Here is a 20313-nt window from a genome sequence, read left to right as displayed (position 1 = left end):
CCCCCTCGTTATTCTATAAAGCAATAGTCCATTCAAAAGAACGGACTATTTATTACTCCATATATCCACCCTTCATAGGGGATACAGCTAGTTTAGTATAGATGCCTAAAGCACCTTTTGTATATTTAGGCTGTGGTTGTACCCACTTAGCTTTTCTCTCAGCTAAAACCTTTTCTATTTCTTTTTGAGACTTTTCTTCACCTTTAACACCAATAATATCAATACTTCTATTAGGAATATCTAATCCAATTAAATCTCCTTCTTCCACTAGAGCAATAGGCCCTCCTTCAGAGGCCTCGGGAGAAACATGTCCAATAGCTGGTCCTCTAGTGGCACCAGAAAATCTACCATCGGTAATTAACGCTGTAGTTGAAATCAATTCTGGATCAGAAGCAATAGCTTCTGTGGTATAAAACATTTCAGGCATTCCAGATCCCTTTGGACCTTCATAACGGATAAACACTGCATCTCCTGGTTTAATTTCCTTTGTCAGCACTGCCTCCATCGCTTCTTCTTCACTATCAAAAACTCTAGCCTCTAATGTAGCCTGTAGCATTTCCTTAGCAATAGCTGAATGCTTAACAACAGCACCCTCTGGTGCTAGATTTCCTTTTAAAACAGCTATCGCTCCTTGAGATTGAATAGGATCTTTAACTGTTTTTAAAATGTCTTCTTTCCTTACCCCTTTATCTGTTAAATATTGATAGCAAGTATCATAGTATCCATTTTTCTTTAGCTCATCTAAATTCTCACCTAGGGTTTTACCAGTAATTGTTATAGCATCTAGATGTAGGTATTCTCTAATTTCCTCCATAACACCTGGGACACCTCCTGCATACCAGAAGTATTCTCCCGGATAAAATCCACTAGGCCGGATATTTAAAATATAGGGAATCCTTCTATGGATTTCGTCAAACATTTCTGGCTTTATTTCTATCCCTAACTCATGGGCAATCGCAGGAACATGGAGCAGAGAGTTGGAAGAACCCGCTATTGCTGCATGAACCATAATAGCATTTTCAAAAGCTTTTTTTGTTAAAATTTGACTTGGTTTTAAATCCATTTCTACAAGCTTTAGAGCATGTTCTCCAGCTTTTCTAGCTAACCCCTTTAATTCCTCTGCTGTAGCTGGCATAAAGGCTGTTCCAGGCAACGCTAAACCCAAGGCTTCTGCCATGATTTGCATCGTAGCAGCTGTTCCCATAAAGGAACATGCTCCACAGGATGGACATGCATTATGCTTAAAATGAGTAAATTCTTCCTCTGTTATTTCTTTTCTCTCAAATCTTGCACTATAGGTGCCTATTTGCTCTAATGTCAGCATATTAGGACCAGCCTTCATGGTGCCACCAGGTACAACAATGGATGGAATATCCATTCTTGCAATAGCTTTTAAGTGGGCCGGCATACCCTTATCACAACTGGCAATGAATACTCCTGCATCATAGGGCGTAGCCCCGATGTGAATCTCTATCATATTGGCTATATATTCCCTAGATGCTAAAGAATAATTCATACCATCATGACCTTGGGCTTGGCCGTCACAAATATCGGTGGCAAAGAATTTAGCTGGTTTTCCTCCCCTTTCCATAACTCCCTGATAAGCTTCCTCTACTAAAACATCTAAATGGGCGCTTCCAGGATGACTATGACCAAAAGTGCTTTCTATAATAATTTGAGGCTGGGATAATTCTTCCACCTTCCACCCCATTCCAATTCTCAAAGAGTCCATTTCCGGTGCTTTTTTTCTAATTTCTTGACTTTTTAACATCTATGTCCCACCTGAACCTTTCATTTCTACTATAGTGATTATGATTCGATTTTTCCCCTTCAGCATATGGCTAAGACTATGTCTTTAGCAAATAGTAGTCCAAAGTACCACATGAAGCAATTTTCATTAAAATTCCGAGGGTTACCTCCTCTAAGTTAAGTTGCTTTTATCTCATTGCGTTAGGAATCCAAAGTACTAACTGGGGGAATATAATAATTAACAGTAGTACAGCTACCTGGGTAACAAGGAAAGGCATCATGGCCTTTGTAATACGTTCCAAAGAAATCTTAGCAATCCCACAGGAGATATATAAAATTGTACCAACCGGAGGTGTTACTAGACCTATCCCCAAATTGATTACCATCATAACCCCAAAGAATACTGGATCTATCCCTACTGCTGTTGCAACTGGTAATAAAACTGGAGCTAAGATCAATAAAGCTGGTGTTAAATCCATAACACTACCTACTAATAATAGGAAGAAGTTTATAATCAATAGTACAATAATAGGACTTTCAGAAATAGATAAAATCGTTGCAGCTATAGACTGTGGAATTCTCACAACAGTTAATAGCCATGCCACTACCATAGCTGTTCCTGCAACCAGCATAACAATACCTGTAGTTTTCCCAGTATCAATCAATATCTTAGGCAAATCTTTTAATGTCATTTCCTTGTAAATAAACAGAGAAACAATTAATGCATATACAACCGATACAACAGCTGCCTCAGTAGGTGTAAAGTATCCAGATATGATACCACCTATAATAATTACAGGCAAAAACACCGCCCAAATAGATTCCTTAAGAGCTTTAAAAACTCTAATAATAGAGAACTTTTCTCCTTTGGGATATTTTCTTTTCTTAGAAATAACATAGGTTAGAATTAATAAAGAAGCACCAATCATGATTCCAGGTATAATACCCCCTAAGAACATTCTTACTACTGAAACTCCACTAATTAATCCAAATAAAATCATAGGAATACTAGGTGGTATAACAATACCCATAGTAGATGATGATGCTGTTACAGCAGCAGAAAAATCTGCATCATAGCCATCTTCCTTCATGGCAGGAATCAATAATCCTCCAATTGCAGCAGTATCTGCAACAGAGGAACCAGAAATTCCACCGAAAAACATACTAGCTACAATATTTACCAGACCTAATCCCCCAGTTATGTGCCCAACTAGGGCATTGGAAAGGTTGATAATTCTTTTTGCTATACCTCCGGTGTTCATAATTTCCCCTGCCAGCATAAAAAATGGCACTGCTAATAGGGGGAAGCTGTCAATACCACCAACCATCTTCTGTACCAGCACGTCAAAACCGAAGTTCTGCAGTCCCATCATGACTAGAGCTGCCAAGCCTAGACAAAAAGCTACTGGTACCCCAATCAATAGAAATCCAAATAGGGCTGCTAAAAATATTATGAGCATATCCATTTGTCTATTCCCCCTTTTCATTCCTATTCAAAAAAAATTTTGTTAACTTTATAATACTATTGAATAAGTTCTCAATACTAATTAATACCATTGCATATCCTGCTATTAAAACTGGCCAATATTTTAGAGCTGTAGGCAATCCTAAAGCAGGTGTTCTAGCATTCCTAATGGTTGTTACAATTCTGTCGCCACCTAAAATCATGGCTCTTGTTACTACTATAATTAAAATCCATGAAACAATTTCAAAAATTAGTTGTTGTCGGGGTTTTAATCGATCTACTAACAGTGTTAATCCCAAATGTTCTTTATAAAAAAGACCTAAAACAGCACCACTAAATACTAGCCATATAAACAGTATTCTTGATAATTCTTCTGCCCAGGCAATAGAGGCATTTAGAAAGTTACGACTTATAACGGCATAAAATACGATACCAACCATTACTATTAAATTCAAAACGATGGCTAATTTAAATATTTGGCTAATCCACTTGTTCACTACTCCTAATCCCTTAGGGATATAACTTAATTTTTCCACCATCTGCTGCCTCCTTCTATTTAAAAAGGAGTTTAATATAATTTAAACTCCTTTTTAATTTTATTCTCCTATATACAGTTGTTGAGCTACTCTTAAACTTAACGGTTTTTATTATTAGTTAGATAAACGCTCAATTTCTGCTAAAATTCTATCTACAGTTTCTGCACCGATTTCATCTCTAAACTTTTCAACTGTTGAACTTGTAGCCGCTTGGAAAGCTTGTTGTTGCTCAGGTGTTAGCTCGATAACAGTCATACCCTTTTGTCTTAATCCATCGGTTAACTCTTCTGTGTATTCACGGTTAATTACTCTTTGTTCATCTCTAGCTACAAGAGCACCATCTCTAACGATTTGTTGTAAATCAGCTGGTAATCTATCATAGAAGATTTTGCTCATCATGAATACAAATGGGCTGTAAACGTGACCTGTTAATGTTGTGTAATCCTGTACTTCATCAAAGTTTTGTAGGTAGATAGTTGGAACTGGGTTTTCTTGACCATCTACTACACCCTGTTGCATAGCTGTAAATAACTCACCAAAAGGCATTGGAGTTGGTTGAGCACCCATGGCTCTAAAGAAATCTAAGTGAACTTGGTTTTCCATCGTTCTAATTTTTAGACCTGACATATCTTCTGGTGTAGATACAGCGACTTTACTGTTTGTTAAATGACGGTAACCATTTTCCCAGTAGGCTAATCCTACTAATCCATGGTCTTGTAACCCATCAAGTAATTCTTGTCCAATAGCACCATCTAAAATAGCGTCTGCTACTTCAGGAGTTGGGAATAAGAACGGTAGGTCAAAAGCCATAAATCTCTTATCAATAGAAGTAATAGGTGCAGTTGAAGGACATGTCATTTCTTGACTTCCCAACTGTAAAGCTTCCATCATTTGGATATCATCACCTAATTGACTGCTATGGAATAATTGAACTTCAATTCTTCCATCACTTTCTCTTTCAACATACTCTTTAAATACTTCTAAACCTTTGAACTGTGGATGTTGATCATTAAGACCAATTCCTGCCCGGATTACAAAGGTTTCTTGCTCACCGCCAGCTTCAGTTCCTTCGTTCCCACCAGCTGGTTCACTGCTACATCCAACTAAGATCATTGCCAATACCAACATTAATGCAACTAATTTTTTCATGTTTTTCATGGTTCTTTCCCCCTCATGTAAATTTTTTATATAATGATTTTGTACTATGTACAAAGAATCATTAGCAATACTTTCTTAAACTTTTCTAGCCTCTAGCTTTTCTATAGCTTCAAAAATCATGTCCTTTGTAATTGGATAGGGTGTTTTTTTCATATCCGGTGCATTAATTGCTTTTTCTAATACAGTTTCTAAATACTCTCTTTCATGTTTAACATCCATTTTTCCCAATGTTGTTGGTAAGTTTATGTCCTCATAAAAGGTTATTAATCTATCTAACTCTGCATCTTGCTTATCTATAGCTAAAAGTACCAATACACCATAGGCCACCACCTCTCCATGTAGATGATACTTTTCTATCTCTTCTAATAATGTAAATCCATAAAACAGCCCATGGGCTATAGCGCCATTATTTTCATCTCCCACCAACATGGCAACCATACCAGTACTGATGATATTGTTTAAGATAACTTGTTCTAACTCATAGGAAGCTACTTTATTTTCACTATCTTGTAACGCCTTCTTTCCGAATTCAATCAGTGGTTCCACACACATGGTGCTTAATTCTTTACCCATAGCTGCGCTATGGGATAGTTTTTTTCCTCTGCTGGCCAAATCTACTTCATAGTATTTTGCTATGGTATCACCTATGCCAGCCCATAAATACTTTGTAGGAGCATTAGCAATGATGCTACTATCCATAAAAATATGAACCGGTGGTTCATTTAAGTGAAATAAGGCTTCAAAGTCCCCTTTTTCTGTATATACAATAGAGAGGGGTGTAGTAGCTGCACATGTTGCAGCAGTAGTTGGTATTGTAAAAGACGGAAGTCCCGCCCGCTCAGCAGCAGCCTTAGCTGTATCAAGAGCCTTTCCCCCACCAACCCCTATAATCATGTCTACGCCTTCCAATTTAGCTATTTCAGCAGCCTTATTTATATTGGCATAGGTACATTCTCCACCATACCACATAAAGTCAACTGCTTCTAACCCATTACTTTTAAACGACTTTTTCAGTTCTTCCTCTGTCTTTTCTAAGGCAGTTCTTCCTCCCATCACCAGCACAGTTTCTCCATAACTTCTCAGCATCTCTCCAACTTTAGATAGAAGTTTTTCCTGGATAGTGTAATTAGGGAATTTTACCGTTAAACTTTTCATGACCTCACCTTCAACTCTCTATTGATTTTCTTCACTTTCTTCTCTTGCTTTAATTGTAAAAATTTCATTATAGGTTCTCTCGATATGTCGTTTCATAAAAAGAGCTGCTAATTCAGAGTCTCTTGCTTTAATGGCATCTAGGATTTTTTTATGCTCTTGGACACCCCCAGATGGTCCTAAGTAACGATTGATTTCCTTCTGTTGAAATTTCCAAATATCCGTTAAAATACTGTTGACCTTTATAATTAAAGAGTTTTTTGTTCCTTTGGCTATCTCCATGTGAAATTGATAGTCAGCATTTGAAAATTCCGGTGATTTGTTGTTATTATCACACATGATTTGATAACAACTTTCCAGAACCCCAATGGTTTCCTCATCACAGCGCTCAGCACAAAGTCTAGCACTATCCACCTCTATTACCTCTCTAAATTCCAATACATCCAACAAGTTATCATTATCAAAAAGTAACATTGGAATTAAACTATTAAGGTAGATGGAAGGAGATAGTTCGTTAACAAATGTTCCACCACCCTGTTTTTTTGTCAGTACATTAAGGGCCACCATTTTTTCAATAGCTTCTCTTACTGACATTCTACTGACACCTAATTCTTGAGATAACTGATTTTCTGAAGCTATCTTCATCCCCGGTGTCCACTCTTTATTGAAGATTTTTTCTTCAATAGTTCTGTAAACGATTTCACTGGTATTCATTTTTTTCTGTTCCATATAGATCACTTCCTCGTTTAACTTGTCTTACAACTTATAACTTACTTATGATTATACTGAAGTTAGATATGTATTGTCAATATTTTTTGAAAAGTTTTTAAATAATATTTTTAGATTAAAGCACGATTTTTAAAGAATAAATGATGATTCTATATTAATTTTATTGATTATTACTATTTTATAAGTTATATTACAATTATTACTCAATTTTATTAATGGTTTTACTTGTAAGACATATTTGTCCTAAGTAGATGAATGAAATCTTTTATTTGATGTCAGTCGCTTATATGGAGTGCACAAAAATCTTGTTTTAAAACTTAAGTAAAAATCCTATCTTAAGATATTGCTGTAGCTTTAATATTTTAATAAAACTCCTTCAAAATCAATATTTAATTGATTGTTAGAAAGATTAAATCAAAATAAAGGGCTTAAAAAAATCTCCTAATGGAGATTATCAAGGAAGGTGTTAATGTACAAGCTTTGATTACAGCAACCATATTAAACATAAAAAAGATATAAAATAGAAGATAATGCTATATTTTTGTAGACTTTAATATGCTTTTACATCAAATTTCAAAAAGGGTAGTTTTTCTCTCAGAAAAACTACCCTTTTTTCAACAACCTCAGTGCTAGTTATCAGCACTCTTATTTTAAAATATCAAAATAATTTTTAGCATTGTTATAGCAAATATTTTCTACAATAACGCCAAGGTATTCTAAGTCATAGGGCAACTCTCCATCTTCTACCCATCGACCTATAAGATCGCAAAGAATTCTTCTAAAGTACTCATGTCTTGGATAGGACAAGAAGCTTCTTGAATCCGTCAACATGCCAACAAATCCGCCTAATAATCCAAGATTTCCCAGCGAAGTCATTTGGGCTATCATACCTTCTTTTTGATCATTAAACCACCATCCTGAACCAAATTGGATTTTTCCTGCTACTCCTCCTCCTTGAAAATTGCCTATCATAGTTCCTAAAACATAGTTATCCTTAGGGTTTAAGCAGTATAATATGGTTTTAGGCAACTGCCCTTCTTCATCAAGATCATCTAAAACCCTTGATAAAGGGGTAGCTATATTTTCATCATTGATGGAGTCATACCCTGTATCTGGTCCTAAATACTGGAACATTCTTGTATTATTGTTTCTTAGGGCTCCAATATGAAGCTGCATAGCCCAGCCATATTTACTATAGTTCTGAGCAAAGAATTTTAAGGTATAGGTTTTCAGCTTATGAAGCTCCTCTTGAGTTGTGCTTTCCTTTGCCAGCACCTTGAGAAATATTGTCTCTACTTCTTCTAAACTTCCAGCTTGGTAAACTACAGTATCTAGAGCATGGTCTGATACTCTGCAACCTACTTCATGGAAGAAGTCAATTCTTTGTTGTAGGGCTTGGAGATAGGTGGTGTAATCTATAACATTTACTCCAGATACCGCTTGTAAGCTCTCTAACCATTGGTAAAACCCTTTTTTTTCAACATTTAATCCCTTATCAGGTCTAAAAGTAGGAAGAACTTTTACGCCAAAGGTCTCATCGTCTTTAATAGCAATATGATAATTTAAATCATCTATAGGATCATCTGTTGTACATATTACCTTTACATTAGACTTTTTTATTAATTCCTTTGCTGTAAAATCATCTCTTACAATAAGCTCATTACACTTATTCCAAATATCATCAGCGGTAGATTCATTTAATATATCATAGATACCGAAGTACCTTTGGAGCTCTAGATGGGTCCAATGATATAAGGGATTTCCAATACACATGGATAAGGTTTTAGCCCAAGCCATAAATTTTTCATAATCACTAGCATCTCCTGTTATATACTTCTCCTCTATACCATTACTTCTCATAGCCCTCCATTTATAGTGGTCTCCACCTAACCATACATCAGTAATGTTTCTGTACTTCTTATCAGTATGAATTTCTTTTGGACTTAAATGACAATGGTAATCATAGATAGGCATATGTTTTGCATAATTATGATATAGTTCTTCGGCTGTCTTGGTACTTAAAAGAAAGTTTTCATCCATAAATTTTTTCATTTCTATCACCCTATCCTCTCTATAGTGTAACCCCAGTTTTGAAAATAGAAATCTCCTTGAAGTTATTTTTTTCATGGTTAACAAGTTCTCCACTGGCCACCTGAATAATATATTGAATAAATTTCTCCAATACTTCCTCCATTGATTCATCCTCTACTAATGTACCTGCATTAAAATCAATCCAATGGGGCTTTAGCTCATATATAGATGTATTGGTTGAAACCTTAATAGTTGGTACAAAACTACCAAAGGGTGTGCCTCTACCTGTTGTAAACAGTAGTATTTGACATCCAGAAGCTCCCAAAGCTGTAGCGGCAACAAGATCATTTCCTGGAGCATTTAAAAGATTCAATCCTTTTTTCTTTAGTACTTCTCCATATTTTAGTACATCTACAACCATTGCCCTACCACCTTTTTGGGTACAGCCTAAGGATTTTTCCTCTAGAGTTGTAATACCCCCCTCCTTATTGCCCGGGGAAGGGTTTTCATAAATTGGCTGATTGTGTTCAATAAAATATCGTTTAAAATCATTGATAAGGTCTACCGTTGCTTGGAATACATCTTCGTTTTCTGCTCGATTCATAAGGAGGATTTCCGCACCAAACATTTCTGGAACCTCCGTCAAAATCGTTGTGCCTCCTTGAGAAATCAAGAAGTCAGAAAATGCTCCTACCAAGGGATTAGCAGTAATGCCTGATAATCCATCAGAACCACCACATTTTAGTCCTACCTTTAATTCAGAAATAGGTGTATCCTTTCTCTCATCCTTTATCATTTGTTGATATAGTTTCTTTAATAATTGTACTCCTATTTCTATCTCATCTGACACCTCTTGAGTAATAAGGAATTTCACCCTATCCTCATCAAATCCTCCTAAAGATTCCTTGAAGGCAGAAACATAGTTATTTTCACAGCCTAGCCCCATTATTAGCACTCCACCAGCATTAGGATGCTTAACAATATCACCTAAAATAGTTCTCGTGTTGTTATGATCATTACCAAGCTGAGAACAGCCATAGTTATGCTTAAATACTTCTATAGCATCAATTCCTTGTGGATTTACTTCCTCTTTAAACCTTCTAATAATGGTTTCAGCAATGCCATTGACACAACCTACTGTGGGAATAATCCACAATTCATTTCGAATACCTACGTTGCCATTTTTTCTATGATATCCTTTAAAGGTTAACTTTTTATCTTCCCTACTTATTTCATGGCATTGTTGATTAAAGGTATATTCGCTGACACCTGATAGATTTGTTTTTGTGTTGTGGGAGTGTACCCATTCCCCTATGCTTATTGTCTTTATCGCGTGGCCTAAAGGAGCACCATATTTTATAATATTTACACCTTTTTTTATTTCTGCTAAAGCAAACTTATGACCCCTTTTGATATCCTCTAAAAGTTCCACTTTATAATCATTAAATAGGGCTATATCATTTTTACTTAAATCCCTTAAAGCAACAGCTACATTATCCAGTTCATTGATTTTAATATAAGGTTTCATATTATATCATCACCTTTTCTATAGCAGCTTTAATACCTTCCTTTTCAATAACAATCAGGTATTTTGTCACAGCTGAAGTCAATCCTTCGACTTCATTTAAATTCATTTTCCAAATCTTTTCATTGGATAAAATAGTTTTTACAATATATACCAAATAATCTTCTGATCCATCATAGTCTCCCCAAAGTTCCTTATATTGGTTTAGAACCTCTAGATCATCAGCTAGATGAATATTTTCATTATTTCTTTTGCCTTTGTAGAAGGCAATTAATGCAGCTAATGAAAATACTAGCCTCTTTGGAAGGCTTCCTCTTCTATTTTTATACTCTAAAAGAGAAGGCAACACCCTAGTTTCAAATTTAGACATGGAGTTTAAAGCAATGCTCATTAATTCGTGCTTAATAAATGGATTCCTAAAACGATCTAGTACATCATGGGCAAATTTCTCCAACTCCTCCATAGATAAATCTAAGGTAGGAATAATCTCTTGGAAAACTGCTTCTAATACGAATTTGCCTACTACAGGATCCTCTACACTTTCCCTAACAGTATTTAAGCCATATAAATAAGCTACAGGCACCATGCTGGTATGGACACCATTTAATATTCTTACTTTTCTTATTCTGTAAGGGGTCATATCCTCTACAAATAGTACATTCAATCCAGCTTTATGTGCAGGAAATTCGTCCTTTACCCAAGCTGGCCCCTCGATAACCCAAAGGTGGAATTGCTCTCCCTCTACCACCAAATCATCTTCATAACCAAGCTCCTGGCAAATTTTCTGAATTTTTCCCTTTGGATACCCCGGAACAATTCTATCAACTAAGCTATTGCAGAAGGTATTGGCTTCATGAAGCCATGCTTTAAAATCTTCTTCTAGTTTCCATTGATCTGCAAGCTTCAAAAGAATAGCCTTAAGATTTTCTCCATTTTTATCTATGAGTTCACAAGGGATAAATATTAATCCTTTGCTTCTATCTCCATTAAAGGTTTTATATCTATGGTATAATAGGGCTGCTAATTTTCCTGGAAAGCTCATCTGTGGTCTATCCTCTAATTTATCTTCCTCATTGTAGGCGATCCCTGCTTCTGTTGTATTAGAAATGACAAACCTTAGTTCTGGGTTTTCTGCAATCTTTAAATATTCATCATAGTCTGTATAGGTATTAACTCCCCTTGCAATACAATTAATAATTGAATGCTCGGTAACAACCTCACCATTCTTGATACCATTTAGATACAGGGTATATAAGCCATCCTGTTGATTTAGCTTATTTACCAAACCATTATCCAAAGGCTGTACAACCACTACCCCACTATTAAAGCCTATTTCTTTATTCATTTTATCTATCTTCCAATCTACAAATGCTCTTAGAAAATTTCCTTCACCAAATTGTATTATTTTTTCTGGGTAACTTTTATATTCCTTGTATATAGATTTTTCTAATTTCACTTCATATTCCTCCTGTTTTTAGTTTAACGTGTGCATTGTTTCGTTAAAAAATTCCTCAATATATCTTTAAAAAACTATTTCTCCAAGACCTTCACTGAGTCCCGTATTACCAGTTTAGTATTAATATATATGGTTTCTTTTTTTATATCTTCTTGATTAATTAACTTTATCAACTTCCTTCCCCCTTCTTCACTTATTGCTTCAATAGGTCTTTTGACAGTAGTTAAAGCAGGTGTCAAAAATGAAGAAAAAACGTTGTCATCAAACCCAATTATAGAAATATCTTCAGGTATACTAAGGCCTTTTTCTATGATTGCCTTCATTGCCCCTACAGCCATATCATCATTAGAAGAAAAAATAGCTGTAGGTAAGTCTTGAAGCTGTAAAAGATATTTCATAGTCCTATAGCCACTTTCTAGATCATAATTCCCCTTTACAATGAATGCTTCATCTACAGGAATGTTGTAATCCCTTAATGCCTGCAAAAATCCTTCTTTTCTTTCTTCCGTAGACTTAAAACCTTGTTTACCCTCTATTAAGCCAATTTTCCTATGCCCTAATTGAATTAAATATTGTGCTCCATTATAGGAACCTTTTTTATCATCCGACAAAATATTAACTAGATTACTGTTTTGTATATATCTATTTAAAACCACTAGAGGAATTTTTTTTTCTAAAACATGTTTAATAAAAGGGGTATCTTCTGTGCTTTGACTCATAATTATGATTCCATCAAAATTTCGTTTGTTTATACTATTTAGATTATGATAATCATCAATACCTTTTACAATAAGATTATATTGATCCTTTATTGTGTTATTTACACCCCTGACAACCTCATAAAAGAAATTTGATGAAGTACCTTTATTGATTGTGGAAAAAAACAGTCCAATATGGTAAGATCTATCCAAAACTAAGCTTCTAGCACTATAATTAGGGGTATAATTTAATTCCTCTGCAATCTTTTTTATTCTTTTTTTTGTTTTTTCACTAATTAAAGGACTATCATTGAGGACTCTAGATACAGTTGTATGGGAAACCTTTGCAATCCTTGCTATGTCTTTTATCGTAACACTCATTTTACCACCTCATAGTTATCATATCATAAAATACCTATGTTCATAATAGAATGTCTTTTGCTATTTTAAATTTCAAGGTCATATTAAAGGTAAATACTAATCTTAGATGAAAATTCAACATGGGCTAAAACAACAGTCATCCTGAGTATTTGTAAAGATTTTAAGTGTTTATACTATGGCAAATTTCTTAACTTTTTTCAGGATGACCAAGCATAAGACCGTTAAATCCTTAAACACCTGAGTAGGAGGAAAATCCACCATCTACAGGCACAGTAATACCATTTACGAAGCTAGATGCTTTATGATCAACCAACCAAAGGAGGGTTCCTATTAGCTCTTCAGGTTTACCAAATCTCTCCATTGGAGTTTGACCAATAATTTTATTCGCCCTTTGTGTAAAGCTACCATCTTTATTTAATAAAAGTCCTTCATTTTGCTTCGTTAAAAAAAATCCAGGAGCAATAGCATTTACTCGAATGCCTACCTTAGACATGTGGACTGCCAGCCATTGGGTAAAGTTGCTAACAGCTGCCTTGGCTCCACTATAGGCAGGGATTTTAGTTAAGGGAGTGTAGGCATTCATAGAAGAAACATTAACAATACAAGCCTCTTCTTTATCAATCATATCCTTTGCAAAAACCTGTGTAGGCAACAACGTTCCTATGAAGTTAAGATTAAAGGTGAACTCCACACCCTTTGGATCTAGGTCAAAGAAGGTTGTAATATCAGTATTGTTGTGTAAATCCTCTTTAAATAAATATTCCTTTGTAGTTGTTCCCTTTGGATGATTGCCACCAGCTCCATTGATTAAAATATCTACTGTACCTAATTTATCATTTATTAGTTTTTTTGCCTCTTCAAGACTTTCAATATCTAAAACATTAGCAACTACCTCAATAGCCTTTCCACCTTTATCATTGATCTCATTGGCTACTCGTCTAGCATATTCCTCTGTTAAGTCTAATACTGCAACTTTAGCATCACATTCAGCTAAAGCCTTAGCAAATTCGCTGCACAATACACCTCCACCACCAGTGACAACTGCAACTTTATCTGTTAAATCAATTTTAAATGGTAACATCGTATTCCTCCTATCCCTTCTGTTTTCTAGTTTTCTCTAAAGTTTCCCAAATTCCCATAAGATAGGTTGCACCTAAAGCTCTATCATATAGACCATATCCTGGTTTCCCTGTTTCTCCCCAGATCATTCTACCATGGTCTGGACGCATAGGCCCATCAAAACCTACATCGTGATAAGCCTTTAAAATATCTACCATATCTAAAGAACCGTACTGGGAAGGATGGGCAGATTCTTCAAAAGATTTAGGTCCAGTAATTTTTACATTTCTCATATGGGAGAAGTGAATTTTCTTGCCGAATTTTCTTACAAGTCTTGCCATGTCATTATTCTTTGACACCCCTAATGAACCACTACATAGAGTTAGACCATTATTAGGATGATTGACTAAATTTAAAAATCTTTCTAGATTATCTTCATTAGTAATAATTCTTGGAAGATCAAAAATAGGCCATGGTGGATCATCTGGATGGATAGCCATTTTTACGTCTTCTTCTGCCGCTACAGGAATGATTTCTTTTAAGAAATACTCAAGATTTTCCCAAAGCCTTTCTTCATCTACCTGCTTGTACTCATCTAATAAAGCTTTTAATCCTTCTTTAGTATAGCTAGTATCCCACCCTGGAAGGCTTAATTCCCCGGTAGATGGGTCCATTTTCTCTACTATTTTTTCATCAAAAATCAAAGCTGTAGAACCATCTGATAATTGGTATTCCAAATCTGATCTAGTCCAATCAAAGACCGGCATGAAATTGTAGCAGATTACTTTAATACCAGCTTGCCCTAATCTTCGAATTGTCGTTTTATAGTTTTTGATGTATTGCTCTCTTGTTGATTTTCCTAATTTAATATCTTCATGTACAGGTACGCTCTCTATTACAGATAACTTTAGACCATTGGCTTCTACTTTGTTCTTCAGTTCAAGAATCTTATCCATAGGCCATGGTTCTCCAACAGGAATATCATAAATTGCGGAAACAATACCCACGATACCTGGAATTTGCTTAATGTACTCTAAGGTAACGGAATCATTCTCCCCGTACCATCTAAAGGTCATTTTCAATGTTATCAGCTCCTTACTATTTTATTTTTAATAGGCATTTGCGAAACGCTACGGCTCATATAGTTACAGGTAGGTTTTGATATAAAAAATATAACTCCTCTCCAGATGATAGTAAAAATTAAATTAACAGAAACAAATTTACCAACCTAGAAAGGAGTTATACATGTCTACTTTAAACACATAAACATTTTTTCTTTGGCCGAAGTTTATTGTGACTATACCAATTATTTTGAAATTAATAAGCATCACTTTCTTTCTCTTTTAGAAGAACACCTTGATCTTGATGAGTTAATACCTCTTTCTTTTTATTGTAGTTACTATGCATTTAATGAGAAACCTAGAGAATATCCTCTTACTTCTATGATGTAGGCTTTACTTTTACAATTGTTCTTGAAAAAGTTTCATTCTCCTAATGAAGATTAATCCTCTAGTTATTCAAAATCTCTTTAATTAGTTCTATTTAACTTTTTAAATAAACATCCATATATTTAAGCAGATACCTTTATCGGTGATTTTGCTTTTGATGCCATTAATATTTACAAAGATTTTCTGGGTATTAGGTATTGGAAATTCAGCAAAACTTATATTTTTCTTAATCCTCGTTCTCCTTAGTAGTTTTGACTACAACCTTACTAAGGATGGTATTTCTTGTTGCACTCATGACGCTATATTCTCTTTAAGACCTGTTAGTTATTTATGCAAAACTTAGGTAATTCAATTTTATCAAAAGGAAATTAAATAATTTAATCATAATTAAAGAGTTTTGATATCGTGTTCAAACCAGAGGTTTTCTTTATTAGGAAAGAAGTGAAGCCCCATCTTACTACAACTGAGATCATCCATTATACACTGTAATTAATTTCACCCATCACCATAACCATTTCAATATTGATATTTTCATTAAATATCAACAAATCTGCATCTTTATTTTCACCAACGGATCCTTTTTTGTGATTAATTTTTAATAACTTTGCTGGTGTCAAAGTTATCATTTTTATTACTTCATGTAAAGGAGCATTAGTTAATTTATGAAATGTTCTCACAAGCCTATCAGCTGTTGCTACACTTCCTGCAAATGCAGTTCTATCCATAAGTTTTGCAACATTTTCTTCTGAAATTACCTTCATACCATTTTCTTTGTTTCCTAAAATATATTCTCCATCTGGCATTCCTGCTGCTCTCATAGAATCTGTCACTAAACAAATTTTATCCGGTCCTTTTATCTTATAAATCAGTTGCAATAATTCTTTGGGCAAGTGTTTTCCATCAGCAATAACCTCCACAAACAAATCATCCAATAAATACCCAGCCTCTACTGCACCAGCAACACGGTAAGCATTAACTCTTTTAACAGTAGACATGGCTGAATAAAAATGTGTTAGTGCCGATAACCCGTTTTCGTAAGCTCTAATAACCTCTTCACAAGTAGCATCGGAGTGTGCTAGTGAACTAATAATATTATAGGTTCTTAATGTATTTAAAAATTCTTTAGATCCTTCTAACTCAACTGCAAAGGACCATCTGATGATGCGATCTGTTCTGCTTAATACTTCTTTATACTCCCTTTCATCGGGATTTCTTAAATATTTAGGGTCTTGTGCACCCCTTTGATTGTATGCAAAGTAGGGTCCTTCTAAATGTAAACCTAGAATATTAGGTAGCCCTTTTTTTCTTAGGTCTACCTTATTAAAAAGATCAATGAAGTGCAAAAGAGACTCCTTTGTACTTGTTATTGTTGTGGGTACTATAGACGTTGTCCCGTGAATCATATGGGCTTTACATGCATTGTATATTGCATCTATGTTACCATCCATAAAGTCTGCATCCCCAGCGCCATGGGTATGAACATCTATAAAGCCAGGTGATAAATATTTGTTGTTCACATCGATAACTTGATCGGCTTCATCATGGATTTCTCTATTAAATACAATTTTCTCGATGGTATCGCCATGGACAAGGAGTTCACCCTTTGTAATTCCTGAAGGTGTTATAATCCTAGCATTTTTAAATAATATTTTTTTCATATTAAAGCACCCTTATCTTGTTTTTGAATCGATCTATAAACTGGTTATTCCATTCATCCCCACCTTGTGCATTGCCACTCATCCAAACAGGAGGTTTTATTCCATCCTTTACCATCATATTAATAGCTTCGATGACAATGCAGTTTAATACATAGGCATTGGCAAAAGTGCTTAATGCCCCAATTTTTTGTTGAAAATCAGGTAGTTTGATTACGGCGTCTCCAACCTTAACTTTACAATCAACGGTATAATCTACAATTTCATGTAGATTAAATTTAGATGGGTGCCGTGCAACATGATCTTTAGGTGTATTGTTTGCATGTTCATGGGAGCTAATACCGATTACAATAGCACCTCTAGATTTTGCTTCCAAAGCTGCATCAATCGTTGCAGAGTTAATGCCATAGGCATTGACAACAATAATTAAATCTCCTTCACCAATGCCATAATCGTTAATAACAACTTTACCGTATCCTGGCATACGCTCTACATACATAGACTTTAAAGCGCCTTCACTTAACATCGTTTCTGTATTTAATATGGCATTAATATGCATAAGACCTCCCGCACGGAAAAAAATCTCCATAGCTGCAAGGTTGGAATGGCCTCCAGGTCCCCAAATGTACACTAGTCTGTCTTTTTTTATATGTTCAGCAATTACATAGGCAACTTCAAGAATTCTTTCTTTTTCATTATTATGAATATCATCTAGAATGCGTATAATTTCTTTGTAATAAGCATCCATTACAAAACCACTTTTCATTTGAACCCTCCTAAAGTAATTCTTTAATGCTATTATGGATTACTTCCTCTATTTCTGGTTTATATGTTCCTGATAATGCAAAATAAAGAGCTGATTCCTTTGGCTCGTAACCCCCTTCTACAATCTGCTCGTTGGTACATATATACCCTACCATTCCATTGGTATAGGCAATAGAAATAATCTTTTTATCAAGAGATTTTACAAACTCAGAATAATATTGAGAAATTTCAGCATTAAAGGTTAAAAAAGAAATTTCATTGGCATAACTAATTTTATTTATTTCTAAAACTTCATAGTCCCTATTCTTTTTTTCTATTATCTGTTCAGCCCATTCCTTCTCTAAAGCTATATCTGAATGTAATAATTTTTTTATCTCTTCTTCTTTTTTAAAATTTTCTTGGGATAATTTAACTTCTTTTTTAGAAGTTTTTAAGATGAATTTCAGCGATACACCTTTGTCTTCATCCATAGTCTTTAGACAATCTTCATAAAATGATCGAGCAAATTTTACTACACTTTCATAAGAGCCGGGGGAAAATTTATCCCCCAGCACAGTATTTGGCCTTAAATCTCCTGTACATCCTTGCAAGAAAATTGATACACTATTTGCAAATTTTTGATCTAACATTCTAAGGGCCACTCCCGGATAATCTGGTTGTATATCATTTTCATTTGAGATATTTGCATGGCATGGATAGTGGACAATCATACCTTTCAAGGATTGGTTTTTTCTATATAAACCAATGATTGTTAATCCATGATCAGCATCTATTTTATAGTTAGGAGCCATCATTATTTTCTCCCCAACCTTAAGTCGTCGAAAAACATTTAAACGTGATGTTCCAGTGTGCAACTTTCCTGTAACTTCTTCCATATTGTTGAAAGCTACCCTGATCCCCTCAAATATCTTTTCTTTTAAAAAATTAGTATAATTTTCATCATAGGTTTCCAGTGTATTGGTAAATTTTTTACTCGTAGGAGGTCCTGAATGGTTATGGGAAGCGACAAAGAAAACATCTTCCTGCTGCAGATGAAATTTTCCCTCTAACTTTGGTTTTATTTCTGCCACAAAATCAGAACCCCACCAAAGTACATCCCCATAAATAAACACAATTGTTTTCTCAGCATTACTATGAATTTGTATCCGTAAATAAATATCCTCTTTTACGTCTTTAAAAGTACCTATTCGATTTCCATAACCACATAGCCGTACTGGATGAGGGGGAGTTATTATCATTTTTGATACACCTAAATACATACAATTACCTCATTTCATAAAGCTCTACGATTTTAATAAAGTTTCTTAAAATATGAAAAGGATCTTTAACGGGTAGGGCTACCAATCTCTCTTCGGGAGAACCATCTCGCTTCCGAATCTGTATCCACTCGCCTATTTCCCTATTGGGGAATGTTTTAAAGGTATATTCATAAGCCTTTTCATAGTTCTCTAACATTCTTTTGTCCTGTGTCACTTCATAAATTAGAAGAAAAACATATAACATTTCTGAATGAGGCCACCATAACTTCATATCATGGGTGTTTTCAATCAAGATCTCAAAATCACTGTCCCCCATCTTACCATGGGGTGCTATTCCATCCCTATCTACAAATCTAAATAATCCACCATGTTTTTTATCCCAACCTAAATCAAAGTTTTTTTGTGCTATATTTATGATACTGGGTAGATATTTATGTATATCCCCAAACTCTTTTAGGAACTCAATGACAAACCACATACATTCTAATGTATGTCCTGGATTTATATGTCTATCTAGCATACGAGTTTCATAGTTTTCATCCGTTGAAACATGTTCACGAATCAACCCATCTCGGTGAAACTCTACAAGGATAGTGTCTATTTGCTTCAGGCCATAATTAATTTCTTTTGTATGTTGTAGATGCATCCTTTGGAGCATTTTTATATACTCATAGGTTGTATTTAACAATATCATTGGAATAGAGTGGACTTTATAATTTGGGGGTATTGGGTAAGGTTCTGTTAAAAATTTTCCTGATTCAATCCTGTCAACAATACTTTCATAGAGATTTCTTACTTCATCTACAAGTTCTACCTTATGTAGTGACTTTACATATTGAACCATACCAATCAATGCAAAGCAATCAGCAAAAATACTTGCATCATATCTGTTGGTTTTTTCATCGATTAGCTTATTCCCAACGGCATCTAATAAATAACAGCACTTATTATCATAAATAGCATATTTACTTATAAATTCATAGGTTTTATCCATTTGAAATTTTATATCATTGTAATCAATTTTAGTAAGAATATTTTTTTGACTTAAATCATAGATTTTTCCTAGAATCCATAAATAACGTCCTTGGGACCAAGTAAATTTATGGTCACTTAGTTTTTTGTCTCCAAAGTTATTAATACAATTAAATATTCCACCATTTTCTCTGTCAACAAATTTACTCCAATAAGGCACAAAGTCCTCTTCTATTTGTGACACGTAGAAATTATAGGTTTCACTTTTTATCATA

At 34.7% G+C, this 20313-nt stretch carries 16 protein-coding genes; all 16 read right to left on the bottom strand.

Translation table 11 applies throughout. The features are described from left to right. Positions 1 to 52 precede the first annotated feature (52 nt). Positions 53 to 1771: a dihydroxy-acid dehydratase gene (gene ilvD / locus BLS22_RS03140; protein WP_090550189.1), complete on the bottom strand. Its 1719-nt coding sequence runs from the start codon at positions 1769 to 1771 to the stop codon at positions 53 to 55. A gap of 166 nt (positions 1772 to 1937) precedes the next feature. After that, positions 1938 to 3215, bottom strand: a complete 1278-nt coding sequence (locus tag BLS22_RS03135) for a TRAP transporter large permease (RefSeq protein WP_244269443.1) — start codon at positions 3213 to 3215, stop codon at positions 1938 to 1940. Positions 3216 to 3219: 4 nt separating this feature from the next. After that, the gene (locus tag BLS22_RS03130; RefSeq protein ID WP_090550186.1) at positions 3220 to 3753 is read right to left on the bottom strand and encodes a TRAP transporter small permease; all 534 of its coding nucleotides are present in this window, start codon (positions 3751 to 3753) and stop codon (positions 3220 to 3222) included. A gap of 111 nt (positions 3754 to 3864) precedes the next feature. Continuing rightward, a complete protein-coding gene (locus BLS22_RS03125) occupies positions 3865 to 4908 on the bottom strand; it encodes a TRAP transporter substrate-binding protein (RefSeq protein WP_090550183.1) in 1044 nt (347 codons plus the stop codon). 75 nt (positions 4909 to 4983) lie between these two features. Further along, positions 4984 to 6063, bottom strand: coding sequence for an iron-containing alcohol dehydrogenase family protein (locus BLS22_RS03120; protein ID WP_090550180.1), 1080 nt, complete (start codon positions 6061 to 6063; stop codon positions 4984 to 4986). Between the two features lie 18 nt (positions 6064 to 6081). Next, complete coding sequence (locus BLS22_RS03115; RefSeq protein WP_090550178.1) at positions 6082 to 6789, bottom strand: FadR/GntR family transcriptional regulator; 708 nt, start codon at positions 6787 to 6789, stop codon at positions 6082 to 6084. Between the two features lie 645 nt (positions 6790 to 7434). Next, positions 7435 to 8841: a glucuronate isomerase gene (gene uxaC / locus BLS22_RS03110; RefSeq protein ID WP_090551578.1), complete on the bottom strand. Its 1407-nt coding sequence runs from the start codon at positions 8839 to 8841 to the stop codon at positions 7435 to 7437. A gap of 19 nt (positions 8842 to 8860) precedes the next feature. Continuing rightward, on the bottom strand, positions 8861 to 10348 hold the full coding sequence (locus tag BLS22_RS03105; protein WP_090550175.1) for a UxaA family hydrolase: 1488 nt from the start codon (positions 10346 to 10348) through the stop codon (positions 8861 to 8863). A gap of 1 nt (position 10349) precedes the next feature. Further along, positions 10350 to 11801, bottom strand: coding sequence for a tagaturonate reductase (locus tag BLS22_RS03100; RefSeq protein ID WP_090550173.1), 1452 nt, complete (start codon positions 11799 to 11801; stop codon positions 10350 to 10352). Between the two features lie 74 nt (positions 11802 to 11875). Then, entirely contained in the window at positions 11876 to 12880 is a 1005-nt protein-coding gene (locus BLS22_RS03095; RefSeq protein WP_090550170.1) for a LacI family DNA-binding transcriptional regulator, read from the bottom strand. Between the two features lie 229 nt (positions 12881 to 13109). Beyond that, entirely contained in the window at positions 13110 to 13961 is an 852-nt protein-coding gene (locus BLS22_RS03090; RefSeq protein ID WP_090550167.1) for an SDR family oxidoreductase, read from the bottom strand. Between the two features lie 10 nt (positions 13962 to 13971). Then, positions 13972 to 15015 (bottom strand): mannonate dehydratase, encoded by a 1044-nt coding sequence (gene uxuA / locus BLS22_RS03085; protein ID WP_330386468.1) that lies wholly within the window; start codon positions 15013 to 15015, stop codon positions 13972 to 13974. A gap of 848 nt (positions 15016 to 15863) precedes the next feature. After that, complete coding sequence (gene nagA / locus BLS22_RS03080; protein ID WP_090550162.1) at positions 15864 to 17045, bottom strand: N-acetylglucosamine-6-phosphate deacetylase; 1182 nt, start codon at positions 17043 to 17045, stop codon at positions 15864 to 15866. A gap of 1 nt (position 17046) precedes the next feature. Beyond that, complete coding sequence (locus BLS22_RS03075) at positions 17047 to 17808, bottom strand: sugar isomerase domain-containing protein (RefSeq protein WP_090550158.1); 762 nt, start codon at positions 17806 to 17808, stop codon at positions 17047 to 17049. A gap of 10 nt (positions 17809 to 17818) precedes the next feature. After that, the gene (locus BLS22_RS03070; protein WP_090550155.1) at positions 17819 to 19066 is read right to left on the bottom strand and encodes a neutral/alkaline non-lysosomal ceramidase N-terminal domain-containing protein; all 1248 of its coding nucleotides are present in this window, start codon (positions 19064 to 19066) and stop codon (positions 17819 to 17821) included. Between the two features lie 4 nt (positions 19067 to 19070). Continuing rightward, a complete protein-coding gene (locus BLS22_RS03065) occupies positions 19071 to 20312 on the bottom strand; it encodes an AGE family epimerase/isomerase (RefSeq protein ID WP_090550151.1) in 1242 nt (413 codons plus the stop codon). Position 20313: the final 1 nt, after the last annotated feature.

Source organism: Natronincola ferrireducens (assembly GCF_900100845.1).
GTDB lineage: Bacteria > Bacillota > Clostridia > Peptostreptococcales > Natronincolaceae > Natronincola_B > Natronincola_B ferrireducens.
The sequence above is the reverse complement of the archived record's forward strand: the minus strand, read 5'-3'. Positions and strand labels throughout refer to the sequence as shown.

Coding starts and splice junctions, on each gene's coding strand:
- ilvD (WP_090550189.1), bottom strand. CDS start 1,771: ATGTTAAAAAGTCAAGAAATTAGAAAAAAAGCACCGGAAATGGACTCT.
- BLS22_RS03135 (WP_244269443.1), bottom strand. CDS start 3,215: ATGGATATGCTCATAATATTTTTAGCAGCCCTATTTGGATTTCTATTG.
- BLS22_RS03130 (WP_090550186.1), bottom strand. CDS start 3,753: ATGGTGGAAAAATTAAGTTATATCCCTAAGGGATTAGGAGTAGTGAAC.
- BLS22_RS03125 (WP_090550183.1), bottom strand. CDS start 4,908: ATGAAAAACATGAAAAAATTAGTTGCATTAATGTTGGTATTGGCAATG.
- BLS22_RS03120 (WP_090550180.1), bottom strand. CDS start 6,063: ATGAAAAGTTTAACGGTAAAATTCCCTAATTACACTATCCAGGAAAAA.
- BLS22_RS03115 (WP_090550178.1), bottom strand. CDS start 6,789: ATGGAACAGAAAAAAATGAATACCAGTGAAATCGTTTACAGAACTATT.
- uxaC (WP_090551578.1), bottom strand. CDS start 8,841: ATGAAAAAATTTATGGATGAAAACTTTCTTTTAAGTACCAAGACAGCC.
- BLS22_RS03105 (WP_090550175.1), bottom strand. CDS start 10,348: ATGAAACCTTATATTAAAATCAATGAACTGGATAATGTAGCTGTTGCT.
- BLS22_RS03095 (WP_090550170.1), bottom strand. CDS start 12,880: ATGAGTGTTACGATAAAAGACATAGCAAGGATTGCAAAGGTTTCCCAT.
- BLS22_RS03090 (WP_090550167.1), bottom strand. CDS start 13,961: ATGTTACCATTTAAAATTGATTTAACAGATAAAGTTGCAGTTGTCACT.
- uxuA (WP_330386468.1), bottom strand. CDS start 15,015: ATGACCTTTAGATGGTACGGGGAGAATGATTCCGTTACCTTAGAGTAC.
- nagA (WP_090550162.1), bottom strand. CDS start 17,045: ATGAAAAAAATATTATTTAAAAATGCTAGGATTATAACACCTTCAGGA.
- BLS22_RS03075 (WP_090550158.1), bottom strand. CDS start 17,808: ATGAAAAGTGGTTTTGTAATGGATGCTTATTACAAAGAAATTATACGC.
- BLS22_RS03070 (WP_090550155.1), bottom strand. CDS start 19,066: ATGTATTTAGGTGTATCAAAAATGATAATAACTCCCCCTCATCCAGTA.
- BLS22_RS03065 (WP_090550151.1), bottom strand. CDS start 20,312: ATGATAAAAAGTGAAACCTATAATTTCTACGTGTCACAAATAGAAGAG.